23 protein-coding genes and 1 pseudogene are annotated in these 23,355 nt (G+C 72.4%); 10 read left to right on the top strand and 14 right to left on the bottom strand.

Annotated features, from left to right (window positions below; translation table 11 throughout):
* Nucleotides 1-319, top strand: a pseudogene (locus tag ABD999_RS22420) (hypothetical protein); the annotation flags it as partial.
* Nucleotides 320-1,192: 873 nt separating this feature from the next.
* On the top strand, nucleotides 1,193-2,341 hold the full coding sequence (locus ABD999_RS22415) for a hypothetical protein (RefSeq protein WP_271277626.1): 1,149 nt from the start codon (nucleotides 1,193-1,195) through the stop codon (nucleotides 2,339-2,341).
* A 371-nt stretch (nucleotides 2,342-2,712) separates the two neighbouring features.
* Here the strand turns inward: ABD999_RS22415 and ABD999_RS22410 are convergent, their stop codons facing one another.
* The 8 genes from ABD999_RS22410 to ABD999_RS22375 form a co-directional block, all read right to left on the bottom strand.
* Nucleotides 2,713-3,606 (bottom strand): sigma-70 family RNA polymerase sigma factor, encoded by an 894-nt coding sequence (locus ABD999_RS22410; RefSeq protein WP_271277627.1) that lies wholly within the window; start codon nucleotides 3,604-3,606, stop codon nucleotides 2,713-2,715.
* A 9-nt stretch (nucleotides 3,607-3,615) separates the two neighbouring features.
* Nucleotides 3,616-4,002 carry an STAS domain-containing protein gene (locus ABD999_RS22405; protein ID WP_148029683.1) on the bottom strand — a complete coding sequence of 129 codons (387 nt, stop codon included), beginning with the start codon at nucleotides 4,000-4,002 and terminating at the stop codon, nucleotides 3,616-3,618.
* Between the two features lie 41 nt (nucleotides 4,003-4,043).
* Nucleotides 4,044-5,018 carry a phosphotriesterase family protein gene (locus ABD999_RS22400; protein ID WP_148029682.1) on the bottom strand — a complete coding sequence of 325 codons (975 nt, stop codon included), beginning with the start codon at nucleotides 5,016-5,018 and terminating at the stop codon, nucleotides 4,044-4,046.
* Nucleotides 5,019-5,076: 58 nt separating this feature from the next.
* Nucleotides 5,077-6,501, bottom strand: a complete 1,425-nt coding sequence (locus ABD999_RS22395; RefSeq protein WP_271277628.1) for a methionine--tRNA ligase — start codon at nucleotides 6,499-6,501, stop codon at nucleotides 5,077-5,079.
* Nucleotides 6,502-6,698: 197 nt separating this feature from the next.
* Nucleotides 6,699-7,958: an APC family permease gene (locus ABD999_RS22390; RefSeq protein WP_271277629.1), complete on the bottom strand. Its 1,260-nt coding sequence runs from the start codon at nucleotides 7,956-7,958 to the stop codon at nucleotides 6,699-6,701.
* An 87-nt stretch (nucleotides 7,959-8,045) separates the two neighbouring features.
* Nucleotides 8,046-8,504: a universal stress protein gene (locus tag ABD999_RS22385; protein WP_271277630.1), complete on the bottom strand. Its 459-nt coding sequence runs from the start codon at nucleotides 8,502-8,504 to the stop codon at nucleotides 8,046-8,048.
* A gap of 28 nt (nucleotides 8,505-8,532) precedes the next feature.
* Complete coding sequence (locus ABD999_RS22380) at nucleotides 8,533-9,153, bottom strand: DUF998 domain-containing protein (protein WP_271277631.1); 621 nt, start codon at nucleotides 9,151-9,153, stop codon at nucleotides 8,533-8,535.
* Between the two features lie 168 nt (nucleotides 9,154-9,321).
* A complete protein-coding gene (locus ABD999_RS22375) occupies nucleotides 9,322-10,251 on the bottom strand; it encodes an anti-sigma factor RsbA family regulatory protein (RefSeq protein ID WP_271277632.1) in 930 nt (309 codons plus the stop codon).
* A gap of 182 nt (nucleotides 10,252-10,433) precedes the next feature.
* Here ABD999_RS22375 and ABD999_RS22370 point away from each other — a divergent pair, with 182 nt between their 5' ends.
* A complete protein-coding gene (locus ABD999_RS22370; protein ID WP_246639423.1) occupies nucleotides 10,434-10,994 on the top strand; it encodes a DUF1707 SHOCT-like domain-containing protein in 561 nt (186 codons plus the stop codon).
* Here the strand turns inward: ABD999_RS22370 and ABD999_RS22365 are convergent.
* Nucleotides 10,961-12,073, bottom strand: a complete 1,113-nt coding sequence (locus ABD999_RS22365; protein WP_271277633.1) for an aromatic ring-hydroxylating oxygenase subunit alpha — start codon at nucleotides 12,071-12,073, stop codon at nucleotides 10,961-10,963. The genes ABD999_RS22370 and ABD999_RS22365 overlap by 34 nt on opposite strands.
* Before the next feature lie 253 nt (nucleotides 12,074-12,326).
* Here ABD999_RS22365 and ABD999_RS22360 point away from each other — a divergent pair, with 253 nt between their 5' ends.
* Nucleotides 12,327-12,710 carry a hypothetical protein gene (locus ABD999_RS22360; RefSeq protein WP_148029677.1) on the top strand — a complete coding sequence of 128 codons (384 nt, stop codon included), beginning with the start codon at nucleotides 12,327-12,329 and terminating at the stop codon, nucleotides 12,708-12,710.
* Between the two features lie 45 nt (nucleotides 12,711-12,755).
* Here ABD999_RS22360 and ABD999_RS22355 read toward each other — a convergent pair whose 3' ends face one another.
* Genes ABD999_RS22355 through ABD999_RS22345 form a run of 3 tightly spaced genes read right to left on the bottom strand, consistent with a single transcriptional unit; the run spans nucleotide 12,756 to nucleotide 14,581 of the window.
* Nucleotides 12,756-13,217: an SRPBCC family protein gene (locus ABD999_RS22355; RefSeq protein WP_148029676.1), complete on the bottom strand. Its 462-nt coding sequence runs from the start codon at nucleotides 13,215-13,217 to the stop codon at nucleotides 12,756-12,758.
* Entirely contained in the window at nucleotides 13,214-13,456 is a 243-nt protein-coding gene (locus ABD999_RS22350) for a hypothetical protein (protein ID WP_148029675.1), read from the bottom strand. The genes ABD999_RS22355 and ABD999_RS22350 overlap by 4 nt, the downstream gene beginning before the upstream one ends.
* A gap of 18 nt (nucleotides 13,457-13,474) precedes the next feature.
* Nucleotides 13,475-14,581: a glycosyltransferase family 4 protein gene (locus ABD999_RS22345; RefSeq protein WP_271277634.1), complete on the bottom strand. Its 1,107-nt coding sequence runs from the start codon at nucleotides 14,579-14,581 to the stop codon at nucleotides 13,475-13,477.
* Between the two features lie 24 nt (nucleotides 14,582-14,605).
* On the opposite strand from ABD999_RS22345, the gene ABD999_RS22340 reads away from it, so the two are divergent.
* The 3 genes from ABD999_RS22340 to ABD999_RS22330 all read left to right on the top strand — a co-directional run bounded on the left by ABD999_RS22340 (nucleotide 14,606) and on the right by ABD999_RS22330 (nucleotide 19,979).
* A complete protein-coding gene (locus ABD999_RS22340; protein WP_148029674.1) occupies nucleotides 14,606-15,424 on the top strand; it encodes a PIG-L deacetylase family protein in 819 nt (272 codons plus the stop codon).
* 49 nt (nucleotides 15,425-15,473) lie between these two features.
* The gene (locus ABD999_RS22335) at nucleotides 15,474-16,535 is read left to right on the top strand and encodes a lysylphosphatidylglycerol synthase domain-containing protein (protein ID WP_148029673.1); all 1,062 of its coding nucleotides are present in this window, start codon (nucleotides 15,474-15,476) and stop codon (nucleotides 16,533-16,535) included.
* A gap of 78 nt (nucleotides 16,536-16,613) precedes the next feature.
* Nucleotides 16,614-19,979, top strand: coding sequence for an ATP-binding protein (locus tag ABD999_RS22330; RefSeq protein ID WP_148029672.1), 3,366 nt, complete (start codon nucleotides 16,614-16,616; stop codon nucleotides 19,977-19,979).
* Here ABD999_RS22330 and ABD999_RS22325 read toward each other — a convergent pair.
* Nucleotides 19,948-20,460, bottom strand: coding sequence for a hypothetical protein (locus ABD999_RS22325; protein ID WP_271277635.1), 513 nt, complete (start codon nucleotides 20,458-20,460; stop codon nucleotides 19,948-19,950). The genes ABD999_RS22330 and ABD999_RS22325 overlap by 32 nt on opposite strands.
* Nucleotides 20,461-20,593: 133 nt before the next feature.
* Here ABD999_RS22325 and ABD999_RS22320 point away from each other — a divergent pair, with 133 nt between their 5' ends.
* Nucleotides 20,594-21,118, top strand: a complete 525-nt coding sequence (locus ABD999_RS22320; RefSeq protein WP_148029670.1) for a DedA family protein — start codon at nucleotides 20,594-20,596, stop codon at nucleotides 21,116-21,118.
* 54 nt (nucleotides 21,119-21,172) lie between these two features.
* Nucleotides 21,173-22,009 carry a D-alanyl-D-alanine carboxypeptidase family protein gene (locus ABD999_RS22315; protein WP_246639422.1) on the top strand — a complete coding sequence of 279 codons (837 nt, stop codon included), beginning with the start codon at nucleotides 21,173-21,175 and terminating at the stop codon, nucleotides 22,007-22,009.
* A gap of 3 nt (nucleotides 22,010-22,012) precedes the next feature.
* On the opposite strand, the gene ABD999_RS22310 is transcribed toward ABD999_RS22315, so the two are convergent.
* Nucleotides 22,013-22,189, bottom strand: coding sequence for a hypothetical protein (locus ABD999_RS22310; protein WP_187280980.1), 177 nt, complete (start codon nucleotides 22,187-22,189; stop codon nucleotides 22,013-22,015).
* Between the two features lie 76 nt (nucleotides 22,190-22,265).
* Here ABD999_RS22310 and ABD999_RS22305 point away from each other — a divergent pair, with 76 nt between their 5' ends.
* Nucleotides 22,266-23,312, top strand: coding sequence for a LacI family DNA-binding transcriptional regulator (locus tag ABD999_RS22305; protein WP_148029669.1), 1,047 nt, complete (start codon nucleotides 22,266-22,268; stop codon nucleotides 23,310-23,312).
* The last annotated feature ends 43 nt before the right edge of the window (nucleotides 23,313-23,355 follow it).

The following is a 23,355-nucleotide window of genomic DNA, read 5'->3' as shown; positions in this document are numbered from 1 at the left end:
GTTCGCGCTGCTCGCGCTCGACGGCGCGCGCGGTAACGCCGCCCGGGGAGACGGCTCTCGCGGCAACGGCACCCGCGGCGACGGAGCCCGCAGCGGGGCCGCCCGAGGAGACGGGTCTCGCGGTAACGGCACCCGGGGCGACGGTGCTCGCGGAGACGCCCGCCGCGACGCCAAGGGCGACCGGCGCGGCGGAGGCGAGGGCAACCAGCGCGGCAACGCCCAGCGCGACCGCCGCGGCCAGTCCCAGCGCCGCGCCGAGCCCACGGGCGCCATGGCCGAGGCCCTCCGCAAGGCCGGCCTCACCGGCAACGACAAGTAACCACCCGGCCTCCCGGACACCCGGTCCGGGAGGCCGGAGGTGTGGTCAATCCCGCCTACGTCGGACGCCGTGACCATCGTCGCCAAGTGCACGCGCGCGTCATGGCAGTCCACAACCCCAAGCCCGGTCAGTACGGCGTGCCCGTCCCCCAGAACCTGATCGGCACCACACGGCCTAGTCCTGTCGCACATCCTCAAGATCGCCCATAGTGCAGGTCCGCTGACCGTCTTTCCAGACGCCGCGCTCCGCCCGGATGAGGAGACGTTCTCCGTCTCCACGTACCGCTTGTGAGGATCCGGCGGCTCAGGAAGAGGACGTTCTAGATTCCCCCGTGCCCGCGTACAGAGATTCGGCGGCTCAGGGACGGGACGTTGTGCCGCCCGTGAGGACCGGGCGACTCCAGAAGAGGACGTTCTCCGTTCCCCCGCCGCGCGGGAGGATCAGCCAGCCCGGGAAGAGGACGTTCTCGCTTTCCACGTACCGCCCGTGAGGATCCGGCGGCTCAGGAAGAGGAAGTTCTCCGTTCCCGCGCCGCGCGGGAGGATCAGCCAGCCCGGGAAGGGGACGTTCTCGCTTTCCATGTACCGTCCGTGAGGATCCAGCGGCTCAGGAAGACGACGTTCTAGATTCCCCCGTGCTCGCGCACAGGGATTCGGCGGCTCAGGGAGGGGACATTGTGCCGCGCGTGAGGATCCTGCGACTCCAGAAAGAGGACGTTCTCCATTCCTCTGCCGCGCGGGAGGGTCAGGCTGCCCGACCTCTCGGTTCTCGCGTGACGCGCGGTGGGACTGTGGATGGACATCGCCAGGGACGAGCGGCGACCCGGACCGGCGGTGACGGCTGTCATGACCGGTGGGACGATACGGTCGGAAGGTGACCACGTACGACCGCGCGATCGAGCAGGCCCGTGACCTCCTCCGGTGGCGTTCGCCGCTGCGCACCGAGCTCTGGGCGGCCCGCCTGGTGTCCGAGGGCGACCCTGACCTGCTGGGCGAACTGGCCGGTTCCGAGCGTCCCGAGGCGAGACTCGCGATAGCGGCCCTGGCCACGCTCGAACTCCCGGACGACCTCACCACGACCGCCCGCGCGACGCCGTACGACACCGAGGCCGTCCAGGAGACACCGACCTCGGACGAAGAACGCGACGATCTCACCGCCGCCCGGGAGGACGAAGAACCCGACGATCTCACGGCGACCGTCCCACGGACACCTCCCCCGTACGGTGTCGATCTCGCCGTGGCAGGGCGGGAGGCGTTGGAGTGGTTGCCCAGGTGGGCGGCCCGGATGGGGGAGGTGGTGTGCGAGGGGGCGTGGTACGGCAGGGGCGATCGGCACGGCGAGCAGGTGCTGGCCGCGCTCGCGTTCCGTTACGCCGACGGCCGGGAGCCGCATCTGCTGGTGGTGGGCATCGACCAGGCGCACGGCGGGCTGGCGGTGGACGCGGTGGTGGAGGAGCCGAAGTTCCTCGACGACCTCGACCTGGCGCGGGCGCCGGCGGACGTCGTGGCGGGGCGGGTGCTGGACGCGTTCGAGGTGACCGACCTGCTCATGGGCGCGGAGGTGGCCGACACCCTGCCCGCCGTCCGCCCGCTGGCGCTGGCACGCGCCCGGTCCGTCCCCGATCCGGTACGTCACGCGCCGGATGAGACGTTCACCGCTTTCGACGCCCTGCCCGACACGCCCGGGGCGGACGAGGCGTTCGGCGCGCTGGCCGAGTTCCTGGGCGCGCGGCCGCTGTGGTGGAGCCCGGCCAGGGTGTCGGTGTTCCTCACCTCGTGGCTGCCCCGCGAGGCGATCCTGAGCGACGCGGCGATCGCCGCGATGCCGGAGGTCCTGCGGGCCTGGACCCGCCACCTGGGCGACCACGAGGAGATCCACGACCGGATCGCCGCGGAGGCCCCCAGGTTGCCCGCGCTGATGGCCGACGAGTCGCTCGCCGGCCTCGCCAAGCGCATCGCCGCGAGCCGGACGGAGGAGCCGGGGGCCGATCCACCGGCGGGGGGCGGCTATGGTGTGCAGTGACGTTCACGCTGCCCCCGCCCGGGCGTTGAGAGGGAGATCTACACGATGTACAAGGAGTTCGCTGCCGAGGCGGTCGTCTGGCTCGTGCCGGTCGTGGTTCTCATCGGCCTGGCCCTGCTGGTCACCTCCTGACAGCCAGGGGCGTTTCGCCCCTGGCTGTCACCCTCAACGCGCGCAGGTCGAAGCGGATCTCTCCGTCGAGCCAGCGTCTCCAGAGCCTCGACAGCGTCGTGGCGCGATTTCCGGCATGGCGTCTGCGCACTGGTGCCCCCATGACTGACCGGCCGCCGCCTCCCCCTGTTGAAAGCGGCATCCTGATTAACCACCAGATCGGGAGCAAGGTCAACGTCCACATTTGCCGATATTTCGGCTCATGATGCCCAGGCGAGCAGCGGTCCGCCTTCCCGCAGGCGTTTGAACGCCTGCTTCTCCAACTGCCGGATGCGCTCCCTGGTCAGCCCCATCTGCGCGGCGATCTCCGTATAAGTCATGATCTCGCGCCCGGCCAGCCCGAACCGCAGCCTGATGATGTACGCCTCGCGCGGCGGCAGCGACGTGACGAGCCGGTTCAGCTCGGCGCCGAGCGCGCGGCGTTCGGTGAGCTCCTGCACCTCCAGGCCGTCCTCGTCGGCGATCAGGTCGCCGATCCTGCCCTCGCCCCGGTCTCCGACGGGCATGTCCAGGCTGACCGTCTCCTGGGCCAGCATCCGTAACCTGGCCACCTGCCGTATCGAGCGTCCGGCGGCCTCGGCCAGCTCGTCGAGGCCCGGGTCGCGGCCGAGCTCGACGGCGAGCCGCCGCTCCACCGTGAGCAGCCGCGCGAGCTCCTCGGCCACGTGGATCGGCAGCCGGACCGTACGGCTCTTGTCGTGGATGCCGCGCTCGATGGCCTGCCGGATCCACCACATGCCGTAGGTGGAGAACTTGTATCCGCGCCGGTAGTCGAACTTCTCCACGGCCCTCATGAGCCCGAGGTTGCCCTCCTGGACGACGTCCGTCATGGGCAGCCCGCGATGGGCGAACTTGCGCGCCGCGGCCACGACGAGCCGCAGGTTGGACCTGATGAGCAGCTCCTTGGCACGCTCGCCGTCGCGGCGGACGTCTTCGAGCTCCGGGGAGCCCGCGCCCCGGCCGATCAGGTGACCCGCGTACAGGCCCGCCTCGATCCGTTTGGCCAGGTCGACCTCGTCCGCGGCGGAGAGCAGGGGGATCACGCCGATCTGCTGCAGGTAGAGGCCGAGCAGATCGGGCTCTTCAGCCGACATGCCAGGCGACTACCCGGTAAAGGGCGGCGAATTCCCCTCTTCGCTCAGCTCGGCGATGGCCAGCTCGGCGGTCGTCCTGATGTCGAAGAACTTGTCGAGCGCGGTGATCGCGAACAGGTGCTTGCACCGGCCGTTGAGCCCGGACAGCAGCAGCTTGCCGCCGGAGGCGGTGACGGCCTTGTGCAGGTAGACCAGCACGGACAGGCCGGAGGAGTCGCAGACGCTGACCGCCTGCATGTCGATCACGAGCATCGGCGGTTGGGTGAGGTCGAGAGCCTTGGTGACTCGGTCGCGTACTTCAGCGGCGGAGCCGAAGTCGAAGTCGCCCGTCAGCCTCGCGATGACGCACGGCCCCTGGAGACCGAGACTGATCGACAAGGCTTGGTCCGAAGTCACCCAGCTCCACCTACCTGCGTTGCGTCTGACTTCCCCTTACTTTACGAGAAGTATCGACGGGGGTTGAACACCAGCATCTGCTCGATCTGCCCATCCGTCACGCCTGCCTCACGCAGAGCGGGCAGCACATCATCGTGAATGTGGTCATAGCGCCAGTTGGGAGCGATGACGCCGACCATGTCCCACTCGTTGGGGAAGTAGTCCATGAAGCAGGACGCGTCGTGGCTGAGCACCATGCGGTCGGTGTAGCCGCGCTCGCACAGCGCCGCGATCGTGGCCACGCGCTGCGGCGTCGGGTTGTAGAGGTCGAGCCCGAACCGGTCCATGCCGAGCGTCGCCCCGGTGTCGGCGAGCCGCCGCAAGTAGTCCAGATCGTTACTGTCGCCGGCGTGGCCGACCACCACCTTGGTCAGGTCCACCCCCTCCTTGGCGAACAGGTCGAGCGCGACGATCCCGCTCTGGGCGGGCGAGTTGGTGTGCACGGTGATCGGCGCCCCGGTGCGCACGTGCGCCTGGGCGACGGCGCGGCAGATGCGCTCCACGCCGGGGGTGAGCCCCTTCTCGTCGACCACGCACTTGAGGAAGGCCGCCTTGACCCCGGTGTCGGCGATCCCCTCGGTGAGGTCGCGGACGAAGTCGTCGATCATCGGGTCGGGCATGTCGAGGAGGAGCCCCGGGCCGCGGTGCTCGTACTGGTGAGGCAGCTCCTCGAAGCTGTAGATGCCGGTGGCGACGACGATGTTGAGGTCCGGAACCCCGGCGGCGACCCGCTGGATGCGGGGGATGTAGCGGCCGAGCCCCCACACGGTCGGGTCGACGATCGTCCGCACCCCCTTGGCCGCCACCGCGTTCAGCTTGGTGATCGCGTCGGCGACCCTGACCTCCTCGTCCCACCAGGCGCCCCTGCCGTAGTTCTCCAGGTGCTCGGCGGCGGCCACGAAGATGTGTTCGTGCATGAGGGTCTGGCCGAGTTCGGCGACGTCGACCGGGCCTCGGACGGTGCTGACGACGGGCATGGCCACCTCCGTGCCGGCGGATCTTCCCGCGCCACCGTAAGCGGCCCCTGACTCCCCGTCAACCGCCGCCCAGCCGGGGGAAGAGCGGCGCCGGCCGCGGCAGCCGCCCGTCCTCCTCGCGCACCGCCGCGGCCACCCGGCGCGCCGCCGTGGGCAAGAAGGGCTCCAGCTGTACGGCGAGCTCACGGCAGGCGTGCACCAGCGTCGCCAGGGAGGTGTCGCGCCCGCCGGGATCCTGCTTCCACGGCCGCGTCCGCTCCACGTACTGGTTGGCCTCCTCGACGATCGCCTGCACGGCGGCCGCCGCCCGCCGGAAGTCGAACGCCTCCAGCGCCTCGTGCACCCGCTCCCCCGCGCGGCCGGCCGCCTCCAGCGGCTCCGGCCGGGCGTCGGGCACCCGCCCGTCGCGGAACCTGTGCACCATCGTGACGACCCGGTTGACCAGGTTGCCGGCGCCGTTGGCGAGGTCCTCGTCGGCGCGCGCGATCAGCCGCTCCTCGGTGAAGTCGGCGTCGCCGACGCGCGGCACCTCGCGCAGCAGCCACCACCGCACCGCGTCCACCCCGTACGCGGCCGACAGCGCCACCGGGTCGGCCGTCGCGCCCCCGGACTTGCTGATCTTGCGCCCGCCCGCGGTGACGTAGTCGTGCACGAAGATCCGCGTGGGCAGCGGCAGCCCGGCCGAGAGCAGCATGGCCGGCCAGTACACGGCGTGGAAGCGGATCACGCCCTTGCCCATGAGGTGGAGCTTGCGGGGCTCGCGCTCCCACCAGCGTCCGTAGTCGTCGCCGTCCAGCGCGGTGATGTAGTTGGCCAGCGCGTCCCACCACACGTACACCACCTGGCCGGGGTCGCCGGGCACCGGGATGCCCCAGCCGCGCGAGCGCTCCGCCGACCGCGAGACGCTGATGTCCTCCAGGCCGGACTCCAGGAACGCCAGCACCTCGTTCCTGCGGCTGACCGGCTCGATCGCCGGGGTGCCGCTCCTGATCAGGTCCAGCAGCGGTTCGCGGTAGCGGGACAGCCGGAAGAACCAGTTCTCCTCCGACACCCGCCGCAGCGGTTCCGGGTGCCCCTCAGCGCAGGGTTCCTCCGGGTAGAACGCCTCGCAGCCGACGCAGTAGAGCCCTTCGTAGTGCCTGCGGTAGAGGTCGTGCGCGGTCGCCCGCCACAGGCGCTCCACCCCGGCCCGGTGTCCCGGGTGGGAGCTGGTGCGGACGAACGCGTCGAACGACAGGTCCAGCGGCCCGCGCAGGCCCTCGAACGCGGCGGCGTTGCGGTCGACCAGCTCGCGCACCGGCACGCCCGCCGCCTCCGCCGCCAGCACGTTCTTCAGCGAGTTGTCGTCGGTGCCGGTCTGGAACCGCACCGGCTCGCCGCGCCGCCGATGGTGGCGGGCCAGCACGTCGGCCTGCACGATCTCCAGCGCGAACCCGAGATGCGGGCGGGCGTTCACATAGGGAATGGTCGTCGTGATGTACATCGGGTGCCTCCCGGGGACCCCTGACACGACGAGAGGCCCCGCTCGCAGGGCCTCGTGAAGGACGTCGTCCGGTGAACCCCGCTAGAGGGCCGTCATCACCGCGAACGCCGTCATGCCTCCCATCGTACCGATCGGCCCCACGCGTCTCCCGCCATTTTCCGCGTACGAGGAAGCAGGCGTACGAGGAAGCGGGCGGCTCAGGCCCGGCGGCGGCGCAGGGCCCACAGTGCCGTGCCGACGGCGAACATGACCAGCCCGGCCACCACCGACGCCACCGGCAGGGTGGCGGCGAGCAGGAGGCAGAGCGCCAGCCCGAGCACCGGCACCGCCTTCGGCGGCGCGCCCTCGTCGGGGCGCAGGGTCAGGGCGGCGGCGTTCGCGATCGCGTAGTAGACGAGCACCCCGAAGGACGAGAACCCGATCGCCTCCCGCAGGTCGGCGACGAGCACGAGCACCACCACGGCCGCACCCACCGCCAGTTCGGCCCGGCGCGGCGCCTGGTGGACGGGGTCGACGGCGGCGAGAGCGCCGGGCAGGTCGCGCCCGCGGGCCATGGCGAGCACCGTGCGCGAGACGCCGAGCAGCAGCGCGAGCAGCGCGCCGAGCGCCGCCACCGCCGCGCCGGCCCGCACCACCGGCTCCAGCCACAGCGCACCGGCCATCTTCACCACGTCCACCAGCGGCTCGGCGGACTGGGCGAGCATCCCCGGCCCGAGCGTGTCCAGCGCGGCCACGGCGACCAGCGCGTACACCACCAGCGTGAGGCCGAGCGCGACGCCGATGGCGCGCGGGATCGTCCGGCCGGGGTCGCGGACCTCCTCCCCCAGCGTGGCGATGCGGGCATACCCGGCGAACGCGAAGAACAGCAGACCGGCCCCCTGGAGCACGCCCCACCCGGTCACCTCGGGATCGAGGAACATGCGGAGGCCCGGCGGCTGGTCGTACGCGGGAGCGGCGAGCAGGTCCGGCAGGAACGCCGCCGCCACGACGGCGGCCAGCACCAGCAGCACGAACCCGACCATGATCCGCGCCGCGCCCGCCGACCGCCGCACCCCGAACAGGTTGAGCGCCGTCAGCACGACGACCGCGCCGACGGCCAGCGGCCTGGCCAGGCCGGGCGCGGCGTACGCGCCGAAGGTCAGCGCCATGGCCGCGCAGGAGTCCGTCTTGCCGACGGTGAACCCCCAGCCCGCGAGGTAGCCCCAGAAGGGTCCCAGCCTGCGCCGCCCGTACACGTAGGTCCCGCCCGACTCCGGGTGGCGGGCCGCCAGGCGGGCGGAGGAGGTGGCGTTGCAGTAGGCCACGACGGCGGCCAGCCCGAGCGCGGCGAGCAGCCACGACCCGGCGGCCCCGGCCGCCGGCGCGAACACGGCGAACACCCCGGCCCCGACCATCGCGCTCAATCCCACGACGACCGCGTCACCGGTGCCCAGTCGCCTGGCCAGCCCTTCGCCCACGCACCCCTCCCTCACCGTCCGGCGCACTCTGCCGCATCGGACCGGCGCGATCAACCCACGGCGGGAGAACAGCGGCTGAACAGCGTGCTATTCGGCGGGTCTCGGGCCAGGCACGACCAGCACCGGCCGGCCCGCGTGGTGCAGCACCCGGTCCGAGGTGCTGCCGAGCAGCAGCGACCTCACCCCGCCGAGCCCGCGCGTGCCGGTCACGATCAGCTCGGCGTCGAGCTCGTCGGCCACGTCCACGATGGTCGCCCACACGGCCGGCGCGTCCGGCTCACAGCGCGGCCGTGCCTCCAGCCCCGCCGCGCGCGCCCGCTCGGTCCCCTGTCCGGCCAGCTCGGTCATGGCCCGCTGGATCGCCTCCTCCTCGGCGGGCGAGGTGTCCACGACCATCACCAGGCCGGCGGAGGCCCGCGCGGTGGTCATCGCCAGCCGCTCCCACACGGTCAGCACCACGGCGTCCCGGCCGGGGAACATCTTCCCGCAGAACTCGATGGCCGCCTTGGCGTCGTCGGATCCGTCGTACGCGATCAGAATCGTCATGCCCGTCCTCTACCGAAAGGCGGGGCGATTACGCCAGGGCCGGGGCCGTCGAGCGGCGGGCGGGCCGCCCCGGCATCGACAGGCCGGCCAGCGCCAGCACGCCCAGCTCGGTGATCACCACGGTGCGCTGGATCAGCCCGGCGGGGAAGTCCTCGTTCTCCAGCGGGATGCCGAACATCCGCACCGCGTACGGGATCACGACCATCACCAGCGCGCCCAGGGCCACCATGCTGAGCACCCGCACCCATCCGGCGTACCGGATCCGCGCCCTGGCCAGCAGCAGTCCGGCCAGCGGCATCACCAGGAACGCGACGAAGGCGGCATAGCGGTGGACGGCCCCCGAGAAGGACAGCGGCAGCCCGGGCGCGTCGGTCGGGAAGGCGCCGACCAGGAACATGCTCGCTCCCCACACGGCCAGCAGCGCCACCACCCACCGGTCCGCGCCGGACCGGCGCAGCGCCTCGGCGATCAGGGCCGCGCCCGCCGCGAAGAGAGTCAGCGACAGCGGCAGCAGCCAGCCGGCCGCCTGGAAGGCGTACTCGCTGATGACGGTGTGCATCGGGTCGAGCCCCGCCTCGGCGTGCAGGGCGACCATGGTGCCGGTGCCGGTGCCGATGGCCGTGAATCCGCTGGCAAGCAATCCCTTCATGCTTCCAACGTCGTGGCACGCGGCCTCGCGGAGTATCGGAGAAGAGCCCCAGCGCTCCCTGGTCGATCCCTTAGTACTTAGGTCGGATCATCCCCTAAGACCCTCCCCTGACCTGCGCGGACTCGACCCTGGGTAGGGCTGGCCCGATCAGGGAGGGTGGGGCGGGCGTCAGCGCGGCGCGTCGAAGTAGACGCGGACGACGGTCGCTCCCGCGCGGGTGTGGACCCGGACCAGATCGCTGAGCAGGTTGACGATGAGCAGCCCGCGCGAGCCCGCCACCTGCGGGTCGACCGGCCTGCGCCCGGCCAGCGGGTCGGCGATGTGGCCGGCGTCGCTGACCTCGCAGACCAGGCGGCCGCCCTCGCGCCACACCCGGATGAGGCCGGCGCCGCCGCCGTGGTCGAGGCTGTTGGCGCCCAGCTCGGCGACCACCAGGCGGACGTCGTCGAGCCGGTGGCCGCCGAACCCCATCTCGGCCGCCGCGGTGGCGGCGAGGCCGCGGGCGGCGGCCAGGTTGTCGTGGTCGAAGCGGAGCGAGACGAAGTCGTCGGGGTCGGCGAGCGGCCGGTTGTGGCCGTCGACGACGAGCCGGGGGGCGTAGCTGCCGCTCGGCCGCTCGCCGGCGGCGTCGAGCAGCACCGGGTGGGTGAGCTCCGCCTCGCGGAGCACCTCGGCGGTGAGCCCCTCGGCGTCGTACGGGCACAGGATCGTGACGTGGCGGCCCTCGAACGCGAAGTTGATCAGCGCCTCGTGCTGGGCGCACGCGGGGTATTCGGTGTCGGTGCGGTCGGGCCAGATCGGCTCGCCGACGATGCGGACGTGGGCGTCGCGGTGGCGGTCGGCGAAGTCGAGCAGCACGCCGGGGATGATGCGGCCGGGGTTGCGGCCCTCCCGGTTCATGTCGAGCATGAGGACGCGGGCGGCGTCGGCGCCCAGCTCCCGCTCCAGCAGCTCCAGCTTGGGACCGGGCACCGCCACGGCGACGGGCTCACCGGCCGCCAGGCCCTCGCGCACGAAGGCCGTGACGGCAGCCGTGTATTCCCGGTCGCCTCTGTAGAAGAGGGCCGGATGTGAGAAGGAGAAGGACTCGGCCAGCATCGTGATTCAAGCTACCCGGAATTGACGACTTCAAGGCACCTCGTTGGGGGTACCCCCTCAGTGTGAAGAGATACCGGGTCGTCCGGCGACCCCGCCTGCCGCGTCCAGCGTTCTCCCTGGATCTGCGCACCCCATCCGGCCGTCAACTCCCGTTCTAGGTTTCCGATCCCTATGCTCGGAGTATGTCGGAATTGCGGATGCGCGCCTCGGACGCGGACCGGGAGCGCATCACCCAGCAGCTGCAGCAGGCGTTCACCGAGGGTCGGCTCGACCAGTTCGAGCTGGAGGAACGCCTGGAGAGGGCGTTGAGCGCCAAGGTCTACGGAGATCTGGTCGCCCTGGTCGACGACCTGCCCGCGGCTGCGGCCGGGCCGGCGCGCGACGAGGTGACCCTGGAGAGCACGCACGACAGCATCCGGCGCACCGGCGACTGGGCGGTCCCGCGACGGCTGCGGATCGCCTCCAAGCACGGCGCCGTCCACCTCGACTTCACCGAGGCCGTGGTTCCGCACCGGGTGGTCGAGGTCGCGTTCGACCTGAAGTACGGAGCGGCCAAGATCGTGCTGCCGCCGGGCGCGTCGGCGGACATCGACGGGTTCCGCAGCGACTGGGGCAGCACGAGCGTCGCGGACGTGCCGGGCCGCCAGCAGCCCGGCGCCCTTCACCTGGTGATCGTCGGGCAGAGCAAGTACGGCGGCCTGACCGTACGCTATCCGCGCAAGCGCTGGTTCACCCAGTCGTGAAAGGCGGAGATGTGGTGCTCGCTCGGCACCAGCACGCCGCCTGACCGGTAGGCCCGCGAGTACATCCCGGGCTGGGTCCGCTCGCAGGCGTCGAAGTCCTGCTCGTTGACCCGGTGGAACAGCTCGACCGACAGCGACAGGTCGGCTCCCGAGGCGACCACGTCGGGGTGGTAGAGCCAGTCGCACTCCACGACCGTGCGGTCGACGGCCATCGGGAACATCCGGTGCACGATGACGTGGTCGGGCACGAGGTTGACGAACACCTGCGGCTTGACGGTGATCGCGTAGTAGCGCCGGTCCTGCTCGGCGGAGACGTCGGGCAGCTTGCCGAAGCCGGGGCTGCCGTCGACGGTGAAGCCCTGCACGCGCTCGGCGAACTCGGCGCCGTGGCCCACGTAGTACTGGGCGGCGTATCCGCCGGCGAACTCCGGCAGCACGGCCGTGAGCTCGGGGTGGATGGTCGCGCAGTGGTAGCACTCCATGAAGTTCTCGACGATCAGCTTCCAGTTGGCCCGCACGTCGTAGCGGATGCGGCGGCCGAGGGCGAGCTTGTCGGTCTGGTAGTGCTCGATGGCGGCCGGGTCGCCGAGCCGTTCCGTGGCCGCGTGCATGACCGTGTCCTCGAACGAGGGCGGCTGGTCGGCGAGGCAGACCCAGGCGTAGCCGAGCCACTCGCGCAGGGCCACCGGGACCAGGCCGTACTCGACGCGGTCCACGTCGGGCATCTTGACCAGGTTGGGCGCGGCGGCCAGGCGGCCGTCGAGGTCGTAGGCCCAGGCGTGGTAGGGGCACTTGAGCGTGCGCTTGACCTCACCCGTCTCCTCCACGCAGAGCCGGGCGCCGCGGTGCCTGCAGACGTTCAGGAACGCGCGCAGCTCCCCGTCCCGGCCCCGGACCACGATCACGCTCTCCCTGCCGACCTGGACGGTCTTGAACGCCCCGGGTCTGGCGAGTTCGTCCGACCGGAGCGCGCAGAACCACAGGACCTCGAAGATCCTGGCCTGTTCCGCCACGAACAGCGCCGGGTCGGTGTAGGAGCGTCCGGGCAGCGTGGAGATCAGACTCGATGTGCTGGTCAAGGGACACTCCTTGTTGCGTAATACGCACCGAGTTGCTCTATATGCGACATATTCGGGTCGGCCTCGGGGCGTGTCAAGAGGCATCCGGGGCGGCGCGCGCCGGGGCTGGTCAGGGCGTTCCACCCCGGCTGGCCACCTGCAGTCACCGTGGTCGTTAGCGCGGTCGTTAGCGCGGTCGTTAGCGCGGTGCAAGCGACCGTCAAGAACGCGCTTCTACTGTCCGTTCGTCCCTGAACCTACGAAAGGCACAACCATGACACCCCCTCGCCGTCGCCTGGCCCTCGCGGTCGCGACGTTCGCGTTCGCAGGTATGACGATCACCGGCTGCGGCGCCCTGAGCCAGGCGGTCGACTGCAACACCGCCGCCGCGGAAGTCACCACGATCATGAACGAGTTCAACACCACGGCCGCGTCGGCCGCGACGGACCCGAAGGCGCTGGAGACCGCGGGCAAGGAGGCCGGCGCCAAGGTGAAGACGCTGGCCGGCAACTACGACGGGGAGGTCGGCGCCGCGCTCAACGACCTCGCCACCGGCCTGGAAGGCATCAAGATCGACGGCTCCGACCCGGCGGGCTCGATGGAGTCGGTCAGCAAGCTGCAGGGCTTCATCACCAAGATCCAGCAGGCCTGCAGCTAATCAGAGAACGGTTCCGGGGGCAGTCGCCGACCGCCCCCGGTCGCGTCACGTAGGGGTGGCCGCGTTGGGGGAGGCGAGCCGGGCGGCTATCGCCCGCTCCCAGGACCCGAGGAAGTCCGCGTAGCCGTCGGCGAACCCGCGCAGCTCGCGGGCCCCCTGCGGGGACAGCGCCGTCAGCTCGTACGTGACCTCGACCGTCGTGCCGCCGTGACCGTCGTCGACGGCGGTGACCGTCACCGTGCCGGCCCGCGAGCCGGGGGTCACCCTCGCGTAGCTGATGCGGTGGCCCTCCTGCCGGTCGGCCACCACCCAGATCGTGCGCTCGCCGTGGGAGTCGGTCTCGAAGACGGTGCCGGGCCGCGAGTCGTCGGGGGCGGGGACGGGGAAGCGGGGCCGCCAGCCCTTGATCCACTCCTCCTCGCCCCGCGGGGTGAACAGGCGCAGCGCCTCCGGCGGCGGCAGCGGGACCGGCACGTGCCCGGTCAGCGTGCAGTGCCCGTCGCTCACCGGTCGACCAGCTTGTGGGCGTCGTCGGCGGTGAGCGTCAGACCGTAGACGGACTTGAGCTGGGCGATCTTGCCGAGGGTCTCGTCGGAGAACGGCGCGCGGCCTTCGAAGGCGTGCAGCGTGATGCCCTCGACCAGGTCGCCGAGTGACATGTCGAGATATTCGGCCAGCCCCTTGAGGACCTTCAACAGGTTCTTCTCCACTCTCAGGCCGGTCTGCGTCCGCTCGGTTGGTACCACGGTAACAAGATAACACCCTCAGGCGCGGCCGGCCGCTTCCGCGTACGCCCGGTCGAATCCGGCGAGCACCGTGGGCCAGGAGCCCGCCGCGGGCGGGTTGGCCCGGTTGTGGCGGGTGATCCGCTCCCGCAGCCCGCGGTCCTCGCAGAGCCGCGCCACGGCCTCGGCCACCGCGCCGGGATCGCGGCCGAGCAGGCCCTCCGTGCCGTGCTCGACGAAGTCGGCCACCCCGCTCTGCGTCCGCGCGACCACCGGCAGCCCGGCGGTCCTGGCCTCCAGCGCGGCGATGCCGAACGACTCGCGCGGCGCCGGCGCCACGAACACGTCGGCCGACTCCAGCACCTTCGCGATGCGCTCCCTGCTGTAGCGGCCGGGCAGCGACACCCACCCGCTCATGCCGTGCCTGGCCAGATAGCGCTCCATGGCCGGCCTGGCCGGGCCGTCGCCGACCACCGTGGCGCGCAGCGGGATCGCCGCGGGCACCCGCGCCCTCGCCTTCTCCAGGATCCGCAGCAGGCCCACCGGCTGCTTGCGCGGGGCCAGCCGGCCGACCGCCACCACGTGAACCTCGTCACGCGGCTCGGGCCCGCCGCCTCCGGGGAAGAGCCGCCAGCCGGACAGGTCGAGGCCGTTGGACACCACCCGCACCGGCACCCCAGGCCCGGCCACCCGGCGGATCGGCACCGCCGCCGCGTTGCTGACCGTGGTGGCCACCAGTCCCCACCGCTGCCACCCGTACAGGAGCCCCAGGAGGCGGTAGAGCGCCCGCGTGACGGGGTCCCACATGCTGTGGACGGTCACCACGCACGGCAGCCCGCGGCGCACCGCGGCGCGCACCCCCATCCACGCGAACGGCGAGACCGCCCCCATGTGCACGTGCACCACGTCGGGCCTGGACAGCGCCAGCCGTCTGGTGAGATGGCTCACCCCGCGCGGGTGGACCGGCAGGTCGAACGGCATCCTGGCGGCGACGCGGTGCACCCCGTCGAGCGGCTCCCCCCGGGTGGCGGTGGCCACCTCGACGGCGTGGCCGGACTCGCGCTGCATCCGCACGAGATCGGCGACCTGCACCTCGATGCCCCCGAGCCGCGGGAGGTAACAGTCGCTCACGTGAAAGATCCGCACCTCTCCCAGACTAATCTGGGGCCTGTGCCTCCACGTACCGCAGTCTTCTTCCACGCCCACCCCGACGACGAGGCCCTGCTGACGGCGGGCACGATGGCGATGCTGGCGGCCGAGGGGCACCGCGTGGTGCTCGTGGTGGCCACCGCCGGCGAGCGCGGCCTGGCCGACATGGATCCCGGCGAGGCGCTCGGCGAGACCCGGATGAAAGAGCTCTACCAGTCGGCCGCGGTGCTCGGCTGCGCCCGCGTGGAGTGCCTGGGCTACGGCGACTCGGGGCTGAGCCCGCAGGGCGGCGTCGCCGACGAGCGCCCCGACAACGCGTTCATCGACGCCGACACCGAGAAGGCCGCCGGCGCGCTCGCCGCGATCCTCCGCGAGGAGGAGGCCGACCTGCTCACCATCTACGACCCGGCCGGCGGCTACGGCCACCCCGACCACGTGCAGGTCCACCGGGTGGGCAGGCGGGCGGCGGAGATCGCCGGCACGCCGATCGTCCTGGAGGCCACGGTCAACCGCGACCCGCTGCTGCGGCTGCTGCGGATGGCGGGCAAGGTCTACCGGTTCCCGCCGGAGTTCGACGTGCGCACCTTCGAGAGCGCCTACTCGGCCGGCGAGACCATCACCCACCGGGTCAACGTGCGCCGCTACGCGCGGCAGAAGCGGGCCGCGATGGCCGCGCACGTGTCCCAGGCCTCCGGCGGCGACAGCGACCGCACGCTCGCCGTGATGCTCAAAGTGCCTGGCCCGCTCTACCGCCTGGTCTTCGGCACCGAGTGGTACGTCCGGCGCGACCTGCCGCCGGGCACCCGGGTGCGTCATCCCTTCGACCCGGGGCCGAAATAGTCCCCCAGATGGACCCGGCCACGCCGCGCAGCCGCCAGACTGGGAGCCGATGAAGAACAAGTGGCTGCAGATCACGCTGTCCGCCCTCTCGCTGGGCCTGGCAGTGGTGCTCGTGGTCTACCTGCCGCAGATCGTGCACACCCTGACCGGCAAGCACGTCTCGTGGCGGGAGATCTGGGCCGTCTTCGGCTCGCTCGGCGCCGGCACCATCGCGCTGATGACCGGGCTGTGGCTGCTCAGCCTGCTGGCGTACACGTTCGTGCTGACGGGATCCCTGCCGGGGCTGGGGCGCCTGCAGGCGCTCACGCTCAACGCGGCGGGCAGCGCGGTGAGCAACCTGCTGCCGTTCGGCGGCGCCGCCGGGGTCGCGCTGACGTTCGCGATGGCCAGGGGGTGGGGCTTCCACAGCCGCTCGATCGTGGTCATGACGCTGGTCAGCGGCGTGTGGAACACCCTGTTCAGGTTCGTCCTGCCGGCCGTCGGCATCATCGCCCTGCTGATCGCGGGCCGGGTGCCCAACCCGACGGTGGCCAACGCGGGCTGGGCGGGCGCGGTGTCGATCCTGGTCCTCGTCACGGTGGTGGCCGTGGCGCTCTACTGGGACCGCGCCGCGGCCGTGCTGGGCCGGGGCCTCGACTCCCTCGTACGGCTGATCCGGCTGCGGGTGCGGCCGTCGGAGGCGTTCCACCGGCTGCGGGCCGACACCGCGGACGTCATCAGGACCCGGTGGCCGCCGTTGACCGCGGGCATGGTCGCGTTCCTGGTCCTGCAGGGGGCGATCATGGTGGCCTGCCTCGTCGCCACCGGCGCCTATCCGGGCCCGGCCGAGTCGATCGCGGTCTTCGCGCTGTCGCGGGTGCTGACGACCGCGCTGATCACGCCCAGCGGGGCGGGCATCATGGAGGCGGGCGTGGTGGTGCTGCTCACCAGCGCGTTCGGCGTGCCGCTCGCTCCCGCGACGGCCGCCGCACTGCTTTTCGGCTTCTGGACTTACACTATCGAGATCCCGTTCGGTGGCCTCGCGCTCGGGGCGTGGGCGCTTCTGCGTAGGCGCGACAGGCGTGGCGCCGCCGCGGAGCCCCCGTCCACGATCTCGAAGGCCCCCAGGTGACGATCAGAAACATAACGCTCGATTATCAACCCCGGGCCTTGTGCGTGATTCGGAAGCCCGCATAGCGTGGCGGCTGAAATGGTGGCGTTCCGAGTTCTGGGGCCAGTCGAGGCGTACGCACACGACGACGAACTCGACCTCGGCGGGTTGCGGCAGCGGGCCGTCCTCGCCCGGCTCCTCGTGGCCAGGGGTCAGGTCGTGCCCGTTGACACCCTGCTCTACGACCTGTGGGACGACGACACGGCCAAGGGCGCCCAGTCCGGCCTGCAGGTCTACATCTCGCGGCTGCGCCGCGTGCTGGAGCCCGGCCGCCCGCGCGGCGGGCCCAACCGGCTGCTGGTGACGGTGGCCTCCGGCTACGCGCTGCGGGTGGCGCCCGACCAGGTCGACGCGCTGCGGTTCGAGCAGCTCGTGCGCGCGGCGGGCGAGCACCTGGAGGAGGGCGACCCCCAGTCGGCGCGCGGCCGTCTGGAGAAGTCGCTCGGCCTGTGGCGCGGCACCCCCTACTCCGACTTCGCCGACCAGACGTGGGCCGAGGCCGAGGTCAACCGGCTCGCCGAGCTGCGGCTGGTGGCCCGCGAGCGGCACGCCGACACCGGCCTGCGCCTGGGCCTGCCCTCCGAGACCGTGCCCGACCTGGAGGCGCTGACCACCGAACACCCGCTGCGCGAGGAGGGCTGGCGGCTGCTGGCGCTCGGCCTCTACCGCTGCGGCAGGCAGGGCGACGCGCTGGCCGCGCTGCGCAGGGCGCGCGGCATCCTCGCCGACGAGCTGGGCATCGACCCCGGCCCGGCGCTGCGCAAGCTGGAGTCCGACATCCTGGCCCAGTCGCCCGAGCTCGACCTGACCCCGCCGCCGCGCCCGTCCAGGCCGGTCCCGGCGGCCGACACCTGGCCGCCCCGCCCGGCCACGCCCGTCGAGCCGCCGCCGCTGGAGCCTGAGCCGTTCGTCGGCCGCGACGCCGAGCTGTCCAGGCTGACCACGGCCGCCGCCCGTACCGGCCGCTTCCAGGTGGCGATCGTCACCGGCGTCGCCGGCGCCGGCAAGACCACGCTGCTCCGCCAGCTCCAGGGCAGGCTCACCGCCGACGGCTGGATGACCTCGTCGGGCGCCTGCCCCGACTCCAGCGCCACCCCGCCCGGCTGGGCCTGGGTGGAGATCCTGCGCACGCTGGTCCGCGTGACCGGCGCGGGCGAGTACGCCCAGTTACTCGCGCCGCTGCTCGACGACGCCGCCCCCGACCCCGACGACGACGAGGTGTCGGGCGGCTTCCGGCTGCACCGCGCCGTCGGCGGCTACCTGGCGGGCGTGGCGAGCCGCTCGCCCGTCCTGCTCACGCTGGAGGACCTCCACTGGGCCGACGACCAGACGCTCGCATTGCTGCGCGCGCTGCCCAGCCTGCTGGCCACCAGCCGGGTGCTGCTCGTGGTCACCTGCCGCGAGAGCGAGCTCGACGACAACCAGGCCGACGTGCTCGCCGCCCTGGCCCGGCTCGGGCCGCTGCGGGTGAGCCTGTCCGGGCTCGACCCGAAGGCCGTGGCCCAGCTCGTGCGCGCCACCTGCGTGCGCGAGATCGAGGACGACGCGGTCGAGTCGATCGTGGAGCGCACCGCGGGCAACCCGTTCTTCGTGCGCGAGACCGTACGCCTGCTCGACGCCGAGGGCGCGGCCGACCGGGCCAGCGCGGCGGAGGTGCTGTCGCAGGTGCCGTCCGGGGTGCGCGACGTGCTGCGGCGGCGCATCTCCCGGCTGCCCGCCGGGGCGCAGCAGATCCTGCTGCAGGCCGCGGTGATCGGCCGCGACGTGGACGTGGACGTGCTGGTCGACGTGGCCGGCGACGAGGACGCGGTGGTCGAGGCGGTCGAGGCCGCGCTGCTGGCGGGGCTGGTGACCGAGCCGGGTCCCGGCATGCTCCGGTTCGACCACGACCTGGTGCGCGACACGATCTACTCCGACGCCTCGCGGCTGCGCCGCACCCGGCTGCACGCCGCCGTGGCGGCGGTGATCGAGCGGCGCGCCCCGTCCGACGTGGCGGCGCTGGCCCATCACTACTACCTGGCCGACGCCGCCGACAAGGCGGTCCACTACGCCGGGCTGGCGGCCGAGCAGGCCGAGCGGCGCTTCGCCCACCGCGAGGCGGCCACGCTGTGGGAGCAGGCCACCGCCGCGTTCGACCGCACCGGCGGCGACACCAAGCAGCGCCTGCAGCTCATGCTCCGCCGCATCAAGGCGCTGGCGCTGTGCGGCGACATGACGGCGGCCCGGGTGCTGCGGCGCGAGGCGATGGACGCCGCGCTGCCGCTCGGCGACCTGGAGCTGACGGCCCGGGTGGCCGCGTCGCTGGCGGTGCCGCACAAGGGCATGGCCCGCGACTTCACCCGCACCGCCTGGGAGATCGTCGACATCACCGAGCGGGCGCTGTCGGAGCTGCCGGAGGGCGAGCAGTCGCTGCGCGCCAGCCTGCTCACCACGCTGGCGCTGGAGCTGGAGGGCTCCTCCTCGCCCGAGCGGGGCCGCCAGGCGTCGCTGGAGGCGCTGGAGGTGGCCCGGCAGAGCGGCGACCCGGCGCTGATCGCGGTCGCGCTGAGCGCGCGGCTGCGGCAGTCCTACGACATCCCCGCGGTCGACACCCGCGAGAGCATCGGCCGTGAGCTGCTGCAGGTCGCCCAGCGTTCGGGGCAGATCGCCACCCAGGCGCTGGCCCACCTGGTGCTGCTGGAGTGCGCGGCCGCGCGCGGCGAGTTCGCGGCGGCCGACGAGCACGCCGCCGCCGCCGACCAGCTCGCCCGCCAGTACGACCTGCCGGCCCCCGCCGCGGTGCACGCGTGGTACGTCGGGCTGCGGCGCATGATCGCCGGCGACTACCCGGCGGCCGAGCACGCCTACCGCGACGCGGCCCGGCTGACCGCCAGGGCGGGCATGCTGGAGGGCCGCCAGGACCTGCCGCTGATCACCGCGTTCTGCCTCCACCTGGTCGACGGGCGGGCCGCCGAGATGGTCGACCTGCTGGCCGAGGCCCACCAGCGCGGCGCCAAGTGGACCCTCGACGCCTACGCGCTGGCGCTGGCCTCGGCGGGTCACCTGGCCGACGCCAAGGCCGTCGCCGCGGTGCGCCCGCCGGTGCGGCCCGACTTCCTGTACGAGCTCGCCATGACGTGGCGGGCGCTGGCCGGGATGCTCCTCGACGACCGGGAGCGGATGGTCGACTGCTACGACAAGCTCAAGCCGTTCGCCGACCGGGTCGCGGGCGCCGGCACCGGCGTGGTGGCGCTGTGGCCGGTGGCGCTGACGCTCGGCGACCTGGCGATCCGGGTGGGCCAGCCCGAGGCCGCCCGCGACCACTACCTCAAGGCGCTGGAGGTGGCCAGGCGGGTGGGCGTGCCGCGATGGGTGGAGGCGGCGCAGCGCTCGGTCAGCAACTCACCTGGAAACGGTCGCTCTTGACGGTCTTGGCGCCCTCGACGGCCAGCTCGACGCGATACCAGCCGGGGTTGCCGGAGACCGTGGCCTCCCACTCGGCCGTCCCGCGCGCCCCGGCGAAGCCGGAGTAGTCGACGAAGTAGGTCCGCCAGGTCTTGGCCGACGGGCTCCAGCGGGCCAGCTTCCAGCTGTAGGAGACGGTCCGGCCCGGGTCCGGGTTGACCAGGAGGGTGCGGGCCACGTACGGCTTCAGGCAGCCGGGCCCGGCGGGCAGCGCGCTGACGGTGACGGTGCCGGCGGCGAGCGCCCGCGCGGTCAGGGCTGTGGTGACCGGCGTCTCCTCGGCCGACAGGCTCACGGCGGTCGGCGCGGGGGCCTGGGCGGAGCTCGCGATACCGTAGGCCGACAGGCCCGCGTACGCGGCGGTGAAGGCCAGGGCCGCCACCACGAACTTGGCCGCGTTCGCCGTACCACTGGCCAGCACCGCTCCGCTTCTCGTCGCCATGGTCACCACCTCTTTCGCTCACCCTCAGGTCTACTGGGAGGTGGTTGACCACGACTTGCAGCCCGATATGGCAGTCGTTTGCAAGGTGAAATAAGGTAAGCCTGACCTAACGATTGGGGGTGTGGAGTTCGCCATGAGGCACCTCCCGCTCGCGATGCCGGCGCCGACGGACCCGTTCTGGCTGGGCCTGCCCTATTGGCTGGTGGGCGTCATCCTGATGATCGCCCTTTTCGTGGTGTTCCAGGTCTACTACTGGGCCGGCCGCCGGCTGGGCGAGAAGCTGTACGAGTCCCGCGTCGGCGAGCGGATGGGCCGGGAGCGGATCGCCAGGATCGAGCGGACGGTCGAGAAGTGGGGGGCGCTCGCCGTCTACGGCTGTTTCTGGGTGCCCATGCTGCGTCACACGCTGCCGTGGGTGGCGGGGGCACTGCGGGTTTCGTATCCCTGGTACGTGGTGGCCAGCGCGCTCGGGTGCATGACCTGGGCGCCGCTGTGGTGGTTCGGCGGCATGGTGGCGCTGTGGGCGTGGCTGCGGCTCGCCTACCAGTCGCCGATCACGGCCGCGCTGGTGGCGGTGGCCGTCGTGGCGGCGGTGGCGGTCTATGTCGCCCGGCGGCGCAAGAAAAGGGCGCAGCGGGAGGAAACACTCCCGGCCTGACCGTCCCGGCATGTTTCACCGAATCCGCGCCCTCTTGATGTCAACATGGTGCGCATGCGCTTCGCTGCTCTCGCCTGTTCCACCATGCTCGCCTTCACCGTGGGGGTCTCCGCCGCGCCGCCGGCCGTCGCGGCCCCCGCCGTGGCCGCCAGGCACGCTTACGTGGTCGACTCCCACGGAACGGTCCACTTCGGCAAGCGCGAGACCGCCCGGGTGCCGGTGGCCAGCCTGGTCAAGGTGATGACCGCGTACGTGGTGCTGCGCGAGGCGAAGCTGACCGACGTCGTCACCGTCACCGCCGCCGACGTCCGCTACGCCGCCAAGGGCGGCGCGGCGACGGCGGGCCTGCGCGCGGGCGAGCGGCTCACGGTCCGGGACCTGCTGTACGCGCTCATGCTGCCGTCCGGCGCCGACGCGGCCAACGCGCTGGCCCGCACCTACGGGCCGGGCAAGCCCGCCTTCGTCGCCAAGATGAACTCCGCCGCCCGCAGGATGGGGCTCGGCGACACCCGCTACACCAACGCCGACGGCATGCCCACCCCGCGCGACGGCGGCTACTCCACCGCCGTCGACCAGGCGAGGCTGGCGCAGTACGCGCTCGACATCCCGGTCTTCAAGACGGTCGTGAGCCGCCCGACGCACAAGGTGACCAAGACGGCCCTGCACCAGGCGCACACCTGGACCAACACGAACAAGCTGCTCGGCCGGGCCGACGGCGCGATCGGGGTCAAGACGGGCTATACCCGCAAGGCCGGGTTCTGCCTGCTGTTCGCGGCGGAGCAACGCGGCACGCGGGTGGTCGGCGTGCTGCTCGGCGACAGCGACGAGCGCCGGTTCAAGACCGCCGAGCGGCTGCTGGAGCACGCCGCCGGGGAGATCGTCATCGGCTGAGGCTCAGCACTGCACGACCGGGTCGAGGCGGTCGGCGGTCCGGCGCAGGCTGTGCGCCAGACGGACCCTGACCCGGGCCCGGTCGCGATGCGGCAGCACCGGCGCGTCCGGCAGCGCCGCATGCGCCGACTCCCGGTGTCCCATCGCGGTCCGGTACGCGAGGACCTGCATGGCATCCATGGAACCCTCCTTCTTAATCCATTAAGACCTTAATCGATTAAGAGGTGGTCGGCAAGAGATCCGCTACGGTGGGAAGATGGCCAGGGTCACGCTGCAGACGATCGCCGATCGGCTGGGCGTGTCCAGGGCGACCGTGTCCTACGCCTTCTCCCGGCCCGACCAGCTCAGCGACGACCTGCGGCGGCGCATCCTCCAGGTCGCCGACGAGCTGGGCTACGCCGGCCCCAACGCGGCCGCGCGCTCGCTGCGCCTGGGCCGGGCCGGCGCGGTGGGCCTGCTGTTCAGCGAGACCCTCGCCTACGCCTTCGCCGACCCGTACGCGCTCGGGTTCTTCCAGGGGCTGGCCACCGCCGCCGAGGAGGCCGGGGTCGGACTGCTCATCCTGCCGCTCCCGCGCGGCGAGAAACGCCCGCCGCCGGTGCGGGACGCGGTGGTCGACGCGTTCTGCGTGGTGTCACTGCCCGACGGCCACCCGGCGCTGGCGGAGGTGCTGGCCCGCAGGCTGCCCACGGTGGTGGTCGACGAGCCGTACGTGCCCGGTCACCCGTTCCTGGGCATCGACGAGCCGGCCGCCGGGGCGCAGGCCGCGCGTCACCTCGTCGAGCTGGGCCACCGGCGCGTCGGCGTGGCCATGGTCGGCCTGCACGACGACGGGCGGACGGGCTGGGCCGACCCCGGCCGCCAGCGCGGCGCCGTGTTCGAGGCGATGCGAGGGCGGCGCTCCGGCTACGAGGCGGCCTGCGTGTCAGCCGGCGTCGACTGGGCGTCCGTGCCGTTCTACGAGCTGAGCAGGAACTCGCGGGCGGCCGGCAGGGAGGCCGGCCACGCGCTGCTCGGGCGCACGCCGCGGCCGACGGCCATCCTGACCAACACCGACGTGCTGGCGCTCGGCATCCTCGACGCCGCCGCCGACCTGGGGCTCGACGTCCCCCGCGACCTGTCGGTGGTGGGGTTCTCCGACAGCGCCGCCGAGGAGGCCGGGCTGACCACGATCCGGCAGGCGAAGCAGGAGATCGGGGCAGCGGCCGGGCGGCTGCTGCTGGAGCCGCCTGACGAGCCCGAGCGGCTGCTGTTCCCGCACGAGCTGATCGTCCGCGCCTCGACAGCGCCGCCGCGTCCGTAGTCCTTCGGACGAGACGCTCCCCTCCCTAGTCAAGTGGCGTAAA

It is taken from the genome of Nonomuraea ferruginea, from assembly GCF_039540635.1.
GTDB lineage: Bacteria > Actinomycetota > Actinomycetes > Streptosporangiales > Streptosporangiaceae > Nonomuraea > Nonomuraea ferruginea.
The sequence above is the reverse complement of the archived record's forward strand: the minus strand, read 5'-3'. Positions and strand labels throughout refer to the sequence as shown.